Raw genomic sequence first — 14,089 nt, forward strand, 5'->3', positions numbered from 1 at the left:
GGGATACGTCGAGATGAGGGGAGAACTGAGCGTCTCGTTCCAAAATGCTGCGCGATCGCCCATCAAGATTACGACACAACATTCTTCTGCAATGCACAAACAGCAGGCTGAAACTCCTCCCAGGTTTTACACACTTGCTCGTAACATTGGGGTGGGGTGATGGGTAAATCTTTCAGGTAAAAAAACGTCACCTGATTGAAAGACTCTAGCAAGAACACTAATCCTGTCGTTGGATCATAAGAATCTACTGCTTCCAGGATGTGGGCATTCATAAAATGGTGACGCAGAATCACCGTATCAGGAGCCGCTAACCAGGCGTTTAGAAAGGCAGCCAGACGCGATCGCTGAATAAAGTAGGTTTTGAAGGATTCCCCTGCAATGCCAACTTTCGGAGAATTGGTGCTACAAATGATGGCACCGCGTTCACCCCCCAGATAGCCTGCCCAGGCGTTATAACCGATCGCCAACAAATTGGTAGCAATAAACTCTTGCTGCCAGTCCAGACAGTTGGGAGCTTCACTCATGGACACCTCCTTGGGGGATTAAATCGGGCTGAAATTCTATCCAACGTCGTTGCACTTGTTCGTAACAGTTGGCTGGGGAAATCGCCAGGTTTTGTAGCAGGTTGATATCAACGGCACCGTTACCAATGATCAGGACGACGATCGCTTGAGTCGGGTCATAGGTGGCGATCGATTCCAACAAGGCGGTCACAATTCCTTTCTCTAGTTCCAGTGCTTGCATATACTGTGTGACTTGAACGTGAGGAATAAATACCTGATGGAACATCAGCCTATCGATGTGCCAATCAATCGTAGGAGGGATAGCATCCACAACATCGCAGACCACCATGCCCCGTCCCTGGTTTGCGTAACCAATCCATGCCGTGTATCCGATAGTCAAGAGATGGTGATGAATAAAGCGGTTCTGCCAGTAGTCAGAGCATCCTTGCCAGAGATCATTAGGGATTTGCATCGATTTCCCCCCGCAACACCTTTGCTGCTGCCACCATATTTTTTAGAGCGGGAATCACTTCCTCCCAGCGGCGTGTTTTCAGTCCACAATCGGGATTTACCCAGATTTGCCGCAACGGTAAATTATGAATACCTGCCTGCAATTGCTGCACCAGTTGTTCAGTCGTAGGCACCACCGGACTATGAATGTCATACACCCCATTGCCGATTTGGTGGGAATAGCCTGCCTCAGTGACCTCCTGCAACGTGCGATTATTGCTACGGCTATTTTCAATCGAAATCACATCCGCATCCAAACGTTCAATCTCTTGGATGATGTCGCCAAACTCGCAGTAGCACATGTGGGTATGAACTTGCGTCTGCGGTTGGGCGATCGCCGTTGCCAGTCGAAACGCATCCACTGCCCAGGAAAGATACTCATTCCAGCGTTCCAGCTTCAGCGGCAAGCCTTCTCGTAAAGCGGGTTCATCCACCTGGATTACCTGTGCACCAGCGGTCTCTAAATCTGCAACTTCTTCGCGTAATGCCAGGGCGATCTGGAATGCCTGTTCCTGACGAGAAATATCACTACGCGGAAATGACCAGTTGAGAATGGTGATGGGGCCTGTGAGCATTCCTTTGACAGGTTTTGCAGTCAATGCCTGCGCCACCTGAAACTCTCGCACAGTCATGGGTTGGGGACGCGCTACATCACCATAAATAATTGGGGGACGTACATAGCGACTGCCATAGCTTTGCACCCAACCGTTTTCAGTAAAGGCAAAGCCAGCCAGTTGTTGACCAAAGTATTCCACCATATCGGTGCGCTCAAACTCACCATGCACCAGCACATCAATGCCGATGTCTTCCTGAAGTTTGATGCACTCAGCAATCGCAGCATCGATCGCTGCCTGATAGTCTGCTTCTGTCAGTTCGCCTCGCTTATATTTCACCCGTAGTTGCCGTACTTCGGAGGTCTGGGGAAAAGACTACCGCTATCCACTACGACAGTCAGCGATCGATCAGCTTAACCGCCAGTTAAGGAGCGGCATTGGTGATCAGCAGTTAGCTGAACTTGTCGTGGCACTTTACCTGGATGAGCGTCTCTGCCTGATTCATGAAGAGGCTAGCATAAGGGAACCTCAGATCATTTGCTCCATGGGCTTGTTTGCAGGAAAGCAGAAGTAGGGAAAGGAGGTTTAAGCAATGGTACAAACGATTCAGGCAGCAGACGTAACATTAGAGGATTTAGAGGAAAAATTTGGATTGAGGCTAGTTCGAGATTCACACTTCTCTCCGGAGTGGATGAGTGGAACTGAGCAAATCACCGATGCTGAGAAAGCGACACTTGATCGAGTTCAAGCAAATTTTTTAACGTTACTCAAACGACCTCCAATTCTGGGAAACAGCGTCAAGATGGTAGTACTGTCGCCATTACTCGATCTGGCAGGGTTTTATCAACATCCTTATCGAATTGAGACTGAGACTAGTATTGAAGTTGAAATGAAGGATGAGGAGATCGTATTTCGAGGCCGGATCGACGTTTTGGTATTGAATGTCCGCGTATGGATTTTGGTGATTGAAGCTAAGCATGCTAACTTTGATATTCAAGTTGCGGTTCCTCAGTCCCTTGCCTATATGCTAGGAAGTCCAGAGGTGCAGTTGCCCAGCTTCGGATTTTTGACCAATGGACATACCTTCATCTTTCTGAAGCTGATCCGCCAACCCACTCCACAGTACGCCAATTCTCGCTTGTTTTCTCTAATTAATCCTGGCAATGAAATTAATCCTGGCATGAGCTATATGAAGTGCTGGGAATTTTGAAACGAATTGGCGCAGAAGTTTCTAAATGAATTTGGGAGCAAACTAATGGTTTTAGCATCATCTTCGACAACACTCTCGCTGGAAGATTTTTTAAAGCTGCCTGAAACAAAACCTGCCAGCGAATACATTGAGGGTCGGATTTATCAAAAACCTATGCCACAGGGAAAACACAGCACACTTCAAGGACGATTTACAGGTGAGGTCAATCACCGTGGACTGCTTCATCGAACGGTTTATGCGTTTCCAGAACTGCGCTGCACCTTTGCTGGACGCTCCATCGTTCCAGATATTTCCGTCTTCACCTGGGAACGGATTCCACGCAATGAGAGCGGTGAAGTTGAGAATACATTTAGAACTTATCCTGACTGGGTGATTGAAATTCTTTCGCCCGACCAACGCATCACACGAGTGATTAACAACATCCTATTCTGCCTCAACAATGGCACTAGCTTGGGCTGGTTGGTTGATCCAGAGGAGAAAAATGTGATCATTTTTCAGCCGGGGCAGCAGCCAATTGGCAGAGAAGAACCGGACGATCGCCTGCTGATGCTGTCAATATTAGAGGATTGGCAATTAACGGTTGAAGGGCTGTTTAATTGGCTTAATTTACCGTAAATTTTCCCTTTCCCTGTTCTTTTCTCTTTGTCTTTCTCTATCATGCCGCTCAACTTCCAGAACGCTCGGAATCTGCTATACGAGTTTCGCCTGCGCAACCTATTTATCGATGAGTTGGGATGGTCGCAGCCGTCTAGTTCCCGTTCTGAACCGTTGGAGATTGAAGGGCAAATCTACACTCGCACTCGGATTGCAGAAATGTCAGGAGTGCCCGTGTTTGAGATTACAGCAACGGATGGCGATATTGCGACGGCAGACACGCGATTGGAGATTTACAAGGCGATTGCCCAGCAATTTGCTGAAAACTTGCTGATTTTTATCGACCAAAACCGAACACGATCGCTCTGGTATTGGGCAAAACGAGAAGGCGCAAAAATTTACCCGCGCACTGAAACCTATTTGAAGGAACAGCCTGCTGACTTGATTCTGAGCAAGATTGGTGGGCTGAGGATCGAGCTGAAGTAGATTTAGTCAGCAAACATGCCGTCGAGACGAGCCACAACTGGATTCGACGCAAAGAAATTCTTGATACAGCCCAGGTGATTTATGTCGCGAGATGCAGCAACTAGCTGAACTCGTTGTAGCCCTCTACCTCGATGAACGTCTCTGTCTGGTTCAGGAAGAAGCTAGCATAAGGGAACCCCAGATTATTTGTTCGATGGGGCTTTTTCAGGAACCAAGAGATAGAAATGGGGGAGGATAGGCAGTGGTAAAGGCGATTCAAGCCAAACTGGTTAAACTGTCTGATTTGAAGCATAAATTCGGACTAACGCTGGTTCGCGATCCCCTGTTTTTTCCAGAGTGGTCAGATGTATCGACAGACGTAAGTGAGTTAGAGAAATTTTGGCTCGATCGGGTGCAAGCTAATTTTTCATCATTGATGGAAAATCCACCCATTCTAGAAAATGGTGTCAAAATGCTGGTTCTTTCGCCCTTACTTGATCTAGCAGGTTTTTATCAACCTCCCTATCGGCTTGAAACAAAAACCAGTATGGAAATTGAGGCAGAAGACGAAGGCGAAATCATTCGAGGTCGAATTGATGCTCTGATACTGCGAGAAAAGTTTTGGTTAGTCGTGATTGAGTCCAAACAAAGTGATTTTGCAGTCACAAAAGCTGTGCCGCAGACATTAACCTATATGTTGGGCAGCCCCAATCCAGAACGGGCAACTTTTGGCATGATCACGAATGGTAATGATTTTCTTTTTTTGAAATTGATTCAACAACCGGCTCCACAATATGCCAATTCTCGCTTGTTTTCTCTCATTAATCCTGGGAATGAGCTATATGAAGTGCTGGGAATTTTGAAACGAATTGGCGCAGAAATTTCTAAGTAAAGGAGAAACGCGATGATTTCAGTACCGTCTTCTACGCTTTCACTAAAAGAATTTTTACTAACGGTTGAGGCAATGTTTGGTTGTCTCAGTTTATCGTGAACCAAAGAATATATGTCGCGAAATAACGAGAATCTCAGCAAGCTTCTGAGGACTGTTCACAGGCCCCAATACTGACCCAACTGGTTGAACCATCGGCCCAATGTTCTTTCTTCCAGATCGGGGCTTGGTGCTTCAAGGTATCAATGGCATACTTACAGGCGGCAAAGGCTTCCGAACGGTGGGGACAGCCAACCGCGACTAGGACGCTGATTTCGCCGATTTGTAATTTTCCGGTGCGGTGGTGAATCACCACATGCGTCACATCCGGCCAGGTTTGGCGAATCTCAGCCGCAATTTGTTGAAACACCGCGATTGCCATTGGCTCATAGGCTTGATACTCCAGGGCTACAACTGCTTTACCGTCCGTGTTGTCCCGCACCATGCCGCTCATCACCACCACTGCTCCATTGGCTGGATCATCGGCTCGCCGGTATGCTTCATCTAGCGAGAGGGGTGCAAAGGTAATCGCAAAATGATCGCCGCTGTGGAGTGGCGCTGGACGGATGATAGTAGACGATACAGCCGAGTCCATAAACCTAGCATTCCAGAACTTTTCTTTCTCTATTGTGCGGGATGGTCGGGAAAGCAAGGGTAGTTTTTGGCAATTCTGCCCTGATTCGATATCACTCTCGACAAATGGCTAGGTTAGATGGCTCGGTTATACTGGCAGCGGATCGCTGAGCCGTAAAGCGGCCGCATCGAATACTCGTTCGACCGAAACTCCCGTCATACATCTATGGTCGATCGGACAATCGCGCAACATACACGGCGCGCAATCTACGGGTTGACGGATGACGGTGGCGAATGGACCGAACGGCCGAGTAGTTAAGTCGTTTGTCGGCCCGAATATTACTATTGTCGGCGTTCCCGCAGCAGTAGCCACATGAGCCAAGCCCATATCGTTGGAAATGAAAAGATCGGCAACGGAAAGCATTGCAGCAACTTCGTCAAGTCCCGTTCGGCCAGTGAGATCTAGTGGGGCATATCTCGCACGATCAACTATGCTCGCAGAAATATCCACCTCACCTTTTGCACCAACCATAACGACATTTGTGCTCAGTTCCTTGTGCAGCCTATCTGAAAGTTCAGCGAATCGTTCGGCAGGCCAGCGTTTGGCTCGCGAATTCGTCGAACCGGGCCCGAGTAGTATTGTTTTTCGCGTAAGGTCGAGCCCAGTATCCGCTAGAGAGAGCCTTGCCGCCTGTTGACGTTCTTGGCTGATATCCAGTCGCCCATCGGGTTCTTCTGCCGAGACGGTGTTTGTTTCAAGGAGACGTTTTTCTGCTTCGCGAACAAGTTCTAGATAATAGAAGACCTCGTGCCTGCGGCCTTTCCATTCAGGAACCGGAATGGGATCGGTCAGCAAAAGCCCTCGAAGATCTTTATTGAAACCGATGCGGCGGGGAATTCGTGCAAGTCGTGTTACTAGGGCAGATTCAAAAGAGTTCGTAAACAGTATTGCCGCGTCAAATGCCTCGCGGCGCAGGGAATCCGCTTCATCAATGGTCGGTTTCAATCTGCGAGGTTTTTTGTCAAACGTAATTATCTCATCGACAAAATCGGCATCACGAAAGATAGCTTCGGCCCAGGGTCTTGTCCAAAGCGTCAGGTGGGCATCGGGAAACACGCGGTTCAATTCACGCAGGGCGGGAATTGTCATCACGGCATCGCCGATCCAATTTGTACCGCGTACAAGTATCTTCATGGTGGCTGGTCAACTGACTCTTGGTTGATATGATACGCGATGGGCCACAGCAATAGCTACGCTTCGCCAGGTATCAGGCATTGTCTATTCCGGAATGTTAGTTCGTTTGGTCCGTTCGATAATAATGGGTTTTCTTGAATTATCGGAGAAGCGGACTGTCATCTTCATTGTGACGATAAAAGACAAGACAAAAGGTTTGCTTGCCAGCGTGCAGATATTCTTGTTAAGTATTAAGTAAATGACCAATAAGGGTCGCAGATATCGAGATATATGGTAATAAAGGACGTGAGCGATGAACTCACGTCCTCCTGGTTAAAGTCTGACAGGAATAGTTTTGAGATCGTCACTTTGCGGCTTTTGGGGGTTTTATTTTGTTTGCCTTTGATCTTACGGGCGATTTCGCTTTCAGGGTCGCTGGTTTTGCAGACTTTGAAGTTACTTTCGCAGCAGTTTTCGCAGGCGGGTTCAACATCGCGGTCCAACGGTATTCCGGGATTTCGATCTCGCCTTCAAGCTTTTTGAGGATGAAGTCGGTCATATTCTCAACGATCCAGTTGTGGTTGTATTCGCCAACCGATGCGAGTTCTGCATCCGGTGCCGGGTTCATAAAGTCGATGGCATAGGGAATGCCGTCCTTTATCGCAAATTCGACCGTGTTCAGGTCGTATCCAAGTGCCTTACAGATCGTGATAACGTCTTGCTCAACTCGCTTATGTAGCTCAGGAGTCAGGTAGTTCTCGATGGTCACATACTGCATTCCGCTAAGATACGGCTTCGACGGGTCGTACGGCATAATGAGCACCTTCTCCTGTCCTACACAGTAACAGCGGACAAACTGATCGTATTCGATGCCTTCCTGCAGCGTCATACAGAGCGTGCCGGATTGATTGTATTCCGACCAGAGCTCTTCAAGCGAATTAATCTTTGAAACATTCTTCCAACCGCCACCGTCGTGGGGTTTAAGGAAAGCCGGAAAGCCTATATAATCGACAATACCTTCCCAGTCGATCGGAAACTCTAGATTACGGAGAGACTCGCTTGTGATGTCCTTGATATAAGCATGCTGTGGAAGGAGGACCGTCTTTGGGATCGCCACACCGATCTTTGCAGCAAGACTGTAATTGAAGAATTTGTCGTCCGCCGACCACCAGAACGGATTGTTTATTATGTAGGTTCCCTCAAGAGCCATCCGTTTCAGCATTGCTCGATAATAAGGAACTTCATGCGAGATTCTGTCGATGATGATATCGTATCTCTTCGGTTCATCCAGCCGGATCCCGCCGACCGTTACCATTTCGGCAACGACCTTGCCCTCGCCTTTCTCATTGATGCTTTTGATTATCGATTCGGGAAACGTTTGTTCACGCCCCACTAAAATTCCTACTCGTCTCATATATTTATGTTATTTCAAACCTCAGTAATTAAGAATAGTAAATGCGTTGTCGCCGAAACGGCCAAAAAGATCGATTGATTAGATTCTTAATTCTAGTTTATGAAGAAATCTCCGGCAAGCGGGACGTTGTAACATCCTTATTGAATGTTAAAGGTATTCTCGGTCGTGTATGGATTAAATTTTGTTGCCATATTATGATCATACATAGTAATCTTCTAAAAGCGGCTCAATTCGGCCGTCCCATTCTTAAATCTCTCTAAATTCTTGTTCTAGATCTGCGATGCAAAACATAATAGCGACTCCGCCTATCGGAAATGCGGTTCCGAACGGCTCTGTTTCTCTTTCGACAACTGCAGCGACATTGCCGCAAAATGTCCAATCGTTTCATGCGGTTCTGAAAATGATGCTTGATGTCGATCCACGCGTAAGCGATCTTATCTTTTCTCCCGGACGTCCGCCGCAAGTAGAACTATCGGGGGACCTAGAAGGAGTTCCGATTAGAGGACTGGAGCTGTTGAAACCGCCGCAGATCAAATTATTTGCGGAGATAATGCTTGCAGGGAATGGGCAAGCGTCAGAACAGTTTGAAAAGAAGGGGTCTGCCGACATTTCGTATGGGGTGCCGGGACTTTGCCGTTTTCGCGTGAATATCTTTAAGCAGCGAGGGTCACATGCGATAGTAATGCGTGTTATCCCTACGACACCACCTAACTGGCAAGACCTTGACCTTCCAAAAGCCGTAATGAATTCCGCGGAGTTAAAGAACGGCCTTGTGCTTGTTACAGGCCCGACCGGCTCAGGAAAATCAACAACGCTTGCGGCGATCATCGCCCTGATGAATCAAACAAAGAAGTATCACATCGTAACGATCGAAGATCCGATCGAGTTCATTCATGACCACAAATTGTGTACCATCCACCAACGTGAACTGCACTCAGACACGCCTGATTTTGCACTGGCCCTACGTGCAGCACTCCGTCAGGCCCCGAAAGTGATCCTAGTCGGTGAGATGCGGGACCGCGAGACGATCGAGGTCGCAATGGAAGCTGCGGAAACCGGCCACCTGGTACTTTCAACGCTTCACACGATCGATGCGGCAAAGACGATCGACCGTATAATCGGCGTTTCTTTATTATTTTAGTTTTGATAATTAAGGATTTCAAAATTTTTTCTAAGATTTAATGCAGATTTAATACCCGAACATATGGTTGAGATCAGAGAGGCCGAAAACGAACACGACGTAAAACTTGTGGCAGAGCTGTTTCGTGAATACGAACGATGGATTGATATGGACCTTTGTTTTCAGAGCTTTGAAGAAGAACTTGCTTCGCTCCCGGGTAAATATTCGCCGCCGGATGGAAGACTTTTCGTCGCATTTGTTAATGAAACACCGGTGGGTTGTATTGCACTGCGCAAGCTTGAAGAGGGCATCTGCGAGATGAAGCGGCTTTACCTTAATGAGAGCGCACGCGGACTAGGTATTGGCAGATCGCTGATCGAAAAACTGATAACGGTGGCACGAGAGATCGGCTATAAGAGAATGCGGCTTGACACATTTCCGCCAAAAATGGGAAAAGCAGTAAGCTTATATGAAGCGTACGGCTTTCGCCCGATCCCGTCTTACTACGATAATCCGCACGACGGCGTTCTTTATATGGAACTTGAGCTCGATCAGTCTGCGTCTGTATCTATTTCTTAACAAATGCCAAGATGCCGCCGATCATCCCCGTTATTCCGACGATCAACCTTACGAATATCATCACCCAGTCCAAGGTATACGTCTCGCTGGGCATTTGCGGTGGATTTATGATCGAATAAACGAACCATCCGAGCATAACGATCCCCAAGAAGAGCAGAATTGTTCCCTTCAAATAATTGTTCATAGGTCGTTAGCGGCTTAAACGCCTTTCCCAAAACTGCCGCCATATTCTGTCGGCGGCGGCGGAGTGTTATATGTTATAGGGCCGGGTGCTGCCGAAGGGAAGACCTGTCGATAAGCAAATGCGAAAGAGGCTGTAACAAGAGGCAACACGAATAACCAACCGATGCAAAGTGCCAAAACACCAGCAATTAGCATAAGCCAGACAAGGATCGCGAGTACGACAACGCCAAACACGTTCGACCATGCAGCTCTTGCACTTAGCTTAAGAGCATCGACCGGACCAATGTTGTGTTCCATTACCAGCGGTATCGCAAAAACGAATGAAATAGCCCAAACTAGCGAAAATATCGCATAAACAAAAATAAATATCAGATATGCGGCAAGAAATCCGCCAACAATAGCGACCTCCGTCGCCGATTCCTGGTAAAAGTTGCCGCCGCGTGTGCCTTGCTGCCCAAGCTGTATCAGCGTGCTGGTAACATTCGTAAATAGGTCAAATATCTGGTAGATGATTCCCGGCACGGATTGGACAAGCCCGACCGCAAGCGTAGCTCCGAATTTCTCGAAGCCTTTGAACATCATTCCGAAATCGACCGGTTCGCCGCGCATATCGCGGAGCATGACATAATAAACGCCGCCCATCACCGGCCCGACAAGAAAAAACGAAATGCAGAAAAGGCAGGAATAAATCACCGCCGCAAGCAACGCGATCCCAAGATACATTCCGTAGTTCGGCTTTACCAAGTTCCATCCGTTGCTGATGCAGCCCGTCGGATCGATAACGCCTTTGTAATATTGGATATTTGTCACGCTACAAAGAACTCCTGTTTTCAGGGGTTAGGATTCGGCCTTCAATTCAACATCTGACAGCGAATGGTTCGTGTTCATATCTCTTAGGACCATTTATGTCCCGAAGATAAATTATTTGGGCTGATCGGATCTCCAAGTAAGCACATAAGCAGGCGGGATATTGTTTACGATAAGCTGGCTGCGTTTTGAACGTCCGTAGCGGTCTCTCATAAACTCGCGGAGCTTTATAGCCGACGGGAAATAGTATCCGTGTGCATACTGGAAGGTCCGGAAGGTGCATCCGTGATCCATGAACATAGCGACCTGCTGTAGTATTTTTTCACCAACTTCATTCGGCAGTGAAACAAAAGGTAAACAGCAAATGATCGTTCCAACTTTCCCAAGGCCGGAGCGGCGATGTATTTCTACCGCCTCCTGCGCATTACCTCTAACGATCCGAAGATCTGGATAATGCCGCCGAAGATGCTTTACCAAGCCACCGTCAAGTTCTATTCCCAGGTACGAACGGTCGTCCGGAACTATTTGTTCAATAAACTTAGTTATTGCTCCCGTGCCGACGCCCAGTTCAAGAACGATTTTGTCCTCGGAGGGTTTTATACCCTCAAGCATCTTACGGGCAAGATCTGGGGAGCTAGGCGCAATTGAGCCCACCTTGGCCGGATTCTTCAGGAACGCATGTAGGAATTCTATACTTTCGTTCATCCGAGACTATGCTTCAAGAGAAGCGGCCTCCGCGGGGGTATCTGAACTGCTTTCGGGATTGCCGACAGCCATTTTATAATCACAATCCTCGTTTTTGCAATAAAGGAACGTCCCGTCCTTTTTGGTCGTTTTTTGCAGCAGGATCGGCGAGGAACACTTCGGGCAAGGCCCCGTAACCGGTCGATCCCAATATACCTCGTCGCATTTAGGATAGTTCGCACATCCGTAAAACACCTTTCCGCGTCGGCTCTTCTTTACCGCTATATCGCCGCCATCCTTAGGACACTTCACTCCCTCAACGACGTCTCGTTTAACGTAATCACACTTCGGATAGTTCGAACAACTTATGAATTCACCGAATCGTCCCTGCCTTCTGACAAGATTCGCCCCGTCTTTGGGACATATCTCATCAAGCGGAACCGGCGGGGCAGCGGGTTTTTGGTCGCCCTTCGCGATCTTCCTAATATTCCTGCACTCCGGATAGCCTGTACAGCCGTAGAACGAACCGAATCGCCCTTTCTTCAGAGCCATTTCCTTGCCGCAGAGCTCGCACGGCGGTATCTCTTCGACCTCTTCGTCTGTCGATGTCTCACCACCGGCTTCAGTTCGTTTGCTTCCGACCTCGCGCGTATTCTTGCATTCAGGATAATTCTCGCATGCAAGGAACTGCCCGAACCTTCCGAATTTTATTACCATTCCGGAGCCGCATTTTTCACATATCTCATCGGTCGGAATAGAGGTTTTCTTTTTGTTCTTTATTGATTCCGCCGCGACCTCAAGATCCTTTGAGAATTTGTCATAGAATCCTTTTAGGGCGTTTCGCCAATCAAGCTTTCCGTCTTCGATATCATCAAGGGCGAGTTCCATTCGCGCGGTGTATTCTGCATTGAATATGTCGTCGAAACTCTCTATCAGAAGATCATTTACCGTCGTACCAAGCGGTGTAGGATGAAAACGGCCCTCGATCTTCTCTACATACTCGCGCTCCTGGATCGTTGTCATTATCGCAGCATATGTTGATGGACGGCCGATGCCTTTTTCCTCAAGTGCCTTTACAAGCGAGGCCTCGGAATATCGCGGCGGCGGCTCCGTAAAATGCTGGTTTGGGGTAAGCGAGTTTAGCAGAAGTTCTTCGCCCGGCTTTACCATCGGAAGATTGCGTTCCTCGTCGTCTTCATCTTCGGTCTCCTGAACGCCGCGAGATTCCTGATAGACCTTCAAGAACCCATCAAATTTCTGAACAGAGCCCGAGGCACGAAACATAAACCGGCCGGCTTCTATCTCTTCACTCTGCAATGATTGCCATCGGAATGACTGTTCTGGTAGATTTTGCTCTAGCCACTCTTTTAATGGCAGGGCCTCTACTCCGGGCACCGTCAGCACCACCAGTGGAGCAGATTCATTCACCAAACTTTGGTTGAACTGGATAAAATCGTTCCAGTGATGCTTTCTCGCCAGTATATTCAGTTCGTTTATCGATAACGGTAAAACATCGTTCATGATTCTTCCTCAAGCCATGTAAAGAAGTCAGGTGTCAAGGCACGAAATAGGGGGAGCAGGCTGGAGCCGATGTAGGTTTCTAAAACCTCCAGGCAAGCTTTACGGGTGCTGCTGTTGCTCGGAGTTGCCGTAAAGAAATCAATCGCCAGCGTATCCAAAAAATTCACTAAGGTGTTCATGCCCGCTTCCCGTTCGGCTACACTGAGCGGGGGAATATCAACCTGCACCAGTTCCCATTCCTGATCGGGAGCGAAAGAATAGGCTTTTTGTAGTGCGTAGAGCATCAGGCGTCCGCTGGTTGCGCTGATCATCCACCAACGGTCTGGAGGAGCAACCTGCAGTGGGGTTTGGGGGTGTCGTAGGGCTGGTGCCGCAAATCCTGCATAGCCTGGATCCCCTAGTCGTTTTGTCGGTAGAGGCAGTGAGACAAAGTGTTCGATGGGAATCTCATATTGACGTAGGTAGTGGGTATGCAAACGACGCTGAATTTCTGAGTACGATAAAAAATCAGTGGCCATGCTGATGCTTCCTCTCGATGCCTGTGATATGAAAACAACTATTAAAATCCGCAATCTCACCGCTGTAGGCAGCCTGTAATGGTTCCGGCTATACAATTAGACAAATTAGACAAATTAGACAAATTAGACAAGGTTTGTCACGATACCCAAACCGCCACGATTTTCCCAAGACTGTTGCCAAGTGTTTACGTCAACAAAACGACCCGCTGCTCCACTGCCACTATCGTTGATGAAAAAACCGAGTAAATCTGCGGTCTGGGGATCTCTAGCTACACCAGTCACAGTGACAGCGTGATTGGCCTGACCGAATTCAAACGCCTCAGGTGCATTCCACAGCACACCTCCATTCACTCCGACAATGACCTTCTCTCCTGCCTCGATATAGCTGGCTAAGTCTTCGCAGTTGAGTAAAATCTTGGCCTCTGCCGGTACACCAAAATCGTTGAGAATACGGACCTGCTCCATTTGAGTCGTTCCTCCCTGCACATCAGGCGTTCCTTCGATAGTACACAATTGATTCCGCATGGCGTAACTGACCAGATCAGTTTCTGTTACTTGATATCCTAATTGCCGCAAAACATCTTCTACCGAAACCAGTCCACAGGTTCCTTGCATACCAAACGGATTATCTCCTTGTTGATGAAATCCCTCAGTGGCACTCCTGGGATCTCCGAAGACTACGGCCTCATGTCCATTTGGGAGGATTTCTAAGCAACCTTCTGCAGGTTTAACTTCTAGAGGTAAAAGAACTT

17 protein-coding genes and 1 pseudogene are annotated in these 14,089 nt (G+C 48.0%); 6 read left to right on the forward strand and 12 right to left on the reverse strand.

The window, feature by feature from the left end; all coding sequences use genetic code 11:
- Window positions 1-68: 68 nt before the first annotated feature.
- From JVX88_RS14230 to metE, 3 genes and pseudogenes are all read right to left on the reverse strand, one after another.
- The gene (locus JVX88_RS14230; protein ID WP_211627941.1) at window positions 69-524 is read right to left on the reverse strand and encodes a hypothetical protein; all 456 of its coding nucleotides are present in this window, start codon (window positions 522-524) and stop codon (window positions 69-71) included.
- Window positions 517-975, reverse strand: coding sequence for a hypothetical protein (locus JVX88_RS14235; protein WP_211627942.1), 459 nt, complete (start codon window positions 973-975; stop codon window positions 517-519). The genes JVX88_RS14230 and JVX88_RS14235 overlap by 8 nt, the downstream gene beginning before the upstream one ends.
- Window positions 962-1,930 (reverse strand): annotated as a pseudogene (gene metE, locus JVX88_RS14240) (5-methyltetrahydropteroyltriglutamate--homocysteine S-methyltransferase); the annotation flags it as partial. The gene JVX88_RS14235 and the pseudogene metE, both read right to left, overlap by 14 nt.
- Window positions 1,931-2,159: 229 nt before the next feature.
- Here metE and JVX88_RS14245 point away from each other — a divergent pair.
- From JVX88_RS14245 to JVX88_RS14260, 4 genes are all read left to right on the forward strand, one after another.
- Window positions 2,160-2,777, forward strand: a complete 618-nt coding sequence (locus tag JVX88_RS14245) for a type I restriction endonuclease (RefSeq protein WP_211627944.1) — start codon at window positions 2,160-2,162, stop codon at window positions 2,775-2,777.
- Window positions 2,778-2,822: 45 nt separating this feature from the next.
- On the forward strand, window positions 2,823-3,392 hold the full coding sequence (locus JVX88_RS14250) for a Uma2 family endonuclease (protein WP_211627946.1): 570 nt from the start codon (window positions 2,823-2,825) through the stop codon (window positions 3,390-3,392).
- Between the two features lie 27 nt (window positions 3,393-3,419).
- Window positions 3,420-3,857 carry a hypothetical protein gene (locus tag JVX88_RS14255; RefSeq protein WP_211627948.1) on the forward strand — a complete coding sequence of 146 codons (438 nt, stop codon included), beginning with the start codon at window positions 3,420-3,422 and terminating at the stop codon, window positions 3,855-3,857.
- Window positions 3,858-4,248: 391 nt separating this feature from the next.
- Window positions 4,249-4,728, forward strand: a complete 480-nt coding sequence (locus JVX88_RS14260) for a restriction endonuclease subunit R (RefSeq protein WP_263975530.1) — start codon at window positions 4,249-4,251, stop codon at window positions 4,726-4,728.
- A 133-nt stretch (window positions 4,729-4,861) separates the two neighbouring features.
- On the opposite strand, the gene JVX88_RS14265 is transcribed toward JVX88_RS14260, so the two are convergent.
- The 3 genes from JVX88_RS14265 to JVX88_RS14275 all read right to left on the reverse strand — a co-directional run bounded on the left by JVX88_RS14265 (window position 4,862) and on the right by JVX88_RS14275 (window position 7,925).
- Window positions 4,862-5,359, reverse strand: a complete 498-nt coding sequence (locus tag JVX88_RS14265; protein WP_211627952.1) for a molybdenum cofactor biosynthesis protein MoaE — start codon at window positions 5,357-5,359, stop codon at window positions 4,862-4,864.
- 126 nt (window positions 5,360-5,485) lie between these two features.
- On the reverse strand, window positions 5,486-6,532 hold the full coding sequence (waaF, locus tag JVX88_RS14270; protein ID WP_211627954.1) for a lipopolysaccharide heptosyltransferase II: 1,047 nt from the start codon (window positions 6,530-6,532) through the stop codon (window positions 5,486-5,488).
- A gap of 343 nt (window positions 6,533-6,875) precedes the next feature.
- The gene (locus tag JVX88_RS14275) at window positions 6,876-7,925 is read right to left on the reverse strand and encodes a RimK family alpha-L-glutamate ligase (RefSeq protein ID WP_211627956.1); all 1,050 of its coding nucleotides are present in this window, start codon (window positions 7,923-7,925) and stop codon (window positions 6,876-6,878) included.
- Between the two features lie 280 nt (window positions 7,926-8,205).
- Here JVX88_RS14275 and JVX88_RS14280 point away from each other — a divergent pair, with 280 nt between their 5' ends.
- A complete protein-coding gene (locus JVX88_RS14280; RefSeq protein ID WP_211627958.1) occupies window positions 8,206-9,066 on the forward strand; it encodes a type IV pilus twitching motility protein PilT in 861 nt (286 codons plus the stop codon).
- Window positions 9,067-9,129: 63 nt separating this feature from the next.
- Complete coding sequence (locus JVX88_RS14285) at window positions 9,130-9,624, forward strand: GNAT family N-acetyltransferase (RefSeq protein WP_211627959.1); 495 nt, start codon at window positions 9,130-9,132, stop codon at window positions 9,622-9,624.
- Here JVX88_RS14285 and JVX88_RS14290 read toward each other — a convergent pair.
- The 6 genes from JVX88_RS14290 to JVX88_RS14315 form a co-directional block, all read right to left on the reverse strand.
- Complete coding sequence (locus JVX88_RS14290) at window positions 9,614-9,808, reverse strand: hypothetical protein (RefSeq protein ID WP_211627961.1); 195 nt, start codon at window positions 9,806-9,808, stop codon at window positions 9,614-9,616. The two genes, JVX88_RS14285 and JVX88_RS14290, sit on opposite strands and share 11 nt — an antisense overlap.
- 14 nt (window positions 9,809-9,822) lie before the next feature.
- Window positions 9,823-10,617, reverse strand: a complete 795-nt coding sequence (locus JVX88_RS14295) for a hypothetical protein (RefSeq protein ID WP_211627962.1) — start codon at window positions 10,615-10,617, stop codon at window positions 9,823-9,825.
- Between the two features lie 111 nt (window positions 10,618-10,728).
- The gene (locus JVX88_RS14300) at window positions 10,729-11,319 is read right to left on the reverse strand and encodes a class I SAM-dependent methyltransferase (protein WP_211627963.1); all 591 of its coding nucleotides are present in this window, start codon (window positions 11,317-11,319) and stop codon (window positions 10,729-10,731) included.
- A gap of 6 nt (window positions 11,320-11,325) precedes the next feature.
- Complete coding sequence (locus JVX88_RS14305; RefSeq protein ID WP_211627965.1) at window positions 11,326-12,819, reverse strand: topoisomerase DNA-binding C4 zinc finger domain-containing protein; 1,494 nt, start codon at window positions 12,817-12,819, stop codon at window positions 11,326-11,328.
- The gene (locus JVX88_RS14310; RefSeq protein WP_211627966.1) at window positions 12,816-13,337 is read right to left on the reverse strand and encodes a hypothetical protein; all 522 of its coding nucleotides are present in this window, start codon (window positions 13,335-13,337) and stop codon (window positions 12,816-12,818) included. Before JVX88_RS14310 ends, JVX88_RS14305 begins: the two co-directional genes overlap by 4 nt.
- 123 nt (window positions 13,338-13,460) lie before the next feature.
- A complete protein-coding gene (locus tag JVX88_RS14315; RefSeq protein ID WP_211627968.1) occupies window positions 13,461-13,952 on the reverse strand; it encodes a hypothetical protein in 492 nt (163 codons plus the stop codon).
- Window positions 13,953-14,089 lie beyond the last annotated feature (137 nt).

The sequence above is a fragment of the Leptolyngbya sp. 7M genome (assembly GCF_018128485.1).

Coding starts and splice junctions, on each gene's coding strand:
- JVX88_RS14230 (WP_211627941.1), bottom strand. CDS start 524: ATGAGTGAAGCTCCCAACTGTCTGGACTGGCAGCAAGAGTTTATTGCT.
- JVX88_RS14235 (WP_211627942.1), bottom strand. CDS start 975: ATGCAAATCCCTAATGATCTCTGGCAAGGATGCTCTGACTACTGGCAG.
- JVX88_RS14245 (WP_211627944.1), top strand. CDS start 2,160: ATGGTACAAACGATTCAGGCAGCAGACGTAACATTAGAGGATTTAGAG.
- JVX88_RS14250 (WP_211627946.1), top strand. CDS start 2,823: ATGGTTTTAGCATCATCTTCGACAACACTCTCGCTGGAAGATTTTTTA.
- JVX88_RS14265 (WP_211627952.1), bottom strand. CDS start 5,359: ATGGACTCGGCTGTATCGTCTACTATCATCCGTCCAGCGCCACTCCAC.
- waaF (WP_211627954.1), bottom strand. CDS start 6,532: ATGAAGATACTTGTACGCGGTACAAATTGGATCGGCGATGCCGTGATG.
- JVX88_RS14275 (WP_211627956.1), bottom strand. CDS start 7,925: ATGAGACGAGTAGGAATTTTAGTGGGGCGTGAACAAACGTTTCCCGAA.
- JVX88_RS14280 (WP_211627958.1), top strand. CDS start 8,206: ATGCAAAACATAATAGCGACTCCGCCTATCGGAAATGCGGTTCCGAAC.
- JVX88_RS14285 (WP_211627959.1), top strand. CDS start 9,130: ATGGTTGAGATCAGAGAGGCCGAAAACGAACACGACGTAAAACTTGTG.
- JVX88_RS14290 (WP_211627961.1), bottom strand. CDS start 9,808: ATGAACAATTATTTGAAGGGAACAATTCTGCTCTTCTTGGGGATCGTT.
- JVX88_RS14300 (WP_211627963.1), bottom strand. CDS start 11,319: ATGAACGAAAGTATAGAATTCCTACATGCGTTCCTGAAGAATCCGGCC.
- JVX88_RS14305 (WP_211627965.1), bottom strand. CDS start 12,819: ATGAACGATGTTTTACCGTTATCGATAAACGAACTGAATATACTGGCG.
- JVX88_RS14310 (WP_211627966.1), bottom strand. CDS start 13,337: ATGGCCACTGATTTTTTATCGTACTCAGAAATTCAGCGTCGTTTGCAT.
- JVX88_RS14315 (WP_211627968.1), bottom strand. CDS start 13,952: ATGCAAGGAACCTGTGGACTGGTTTCGGTAGAAGATGTTTTGCGGCAA.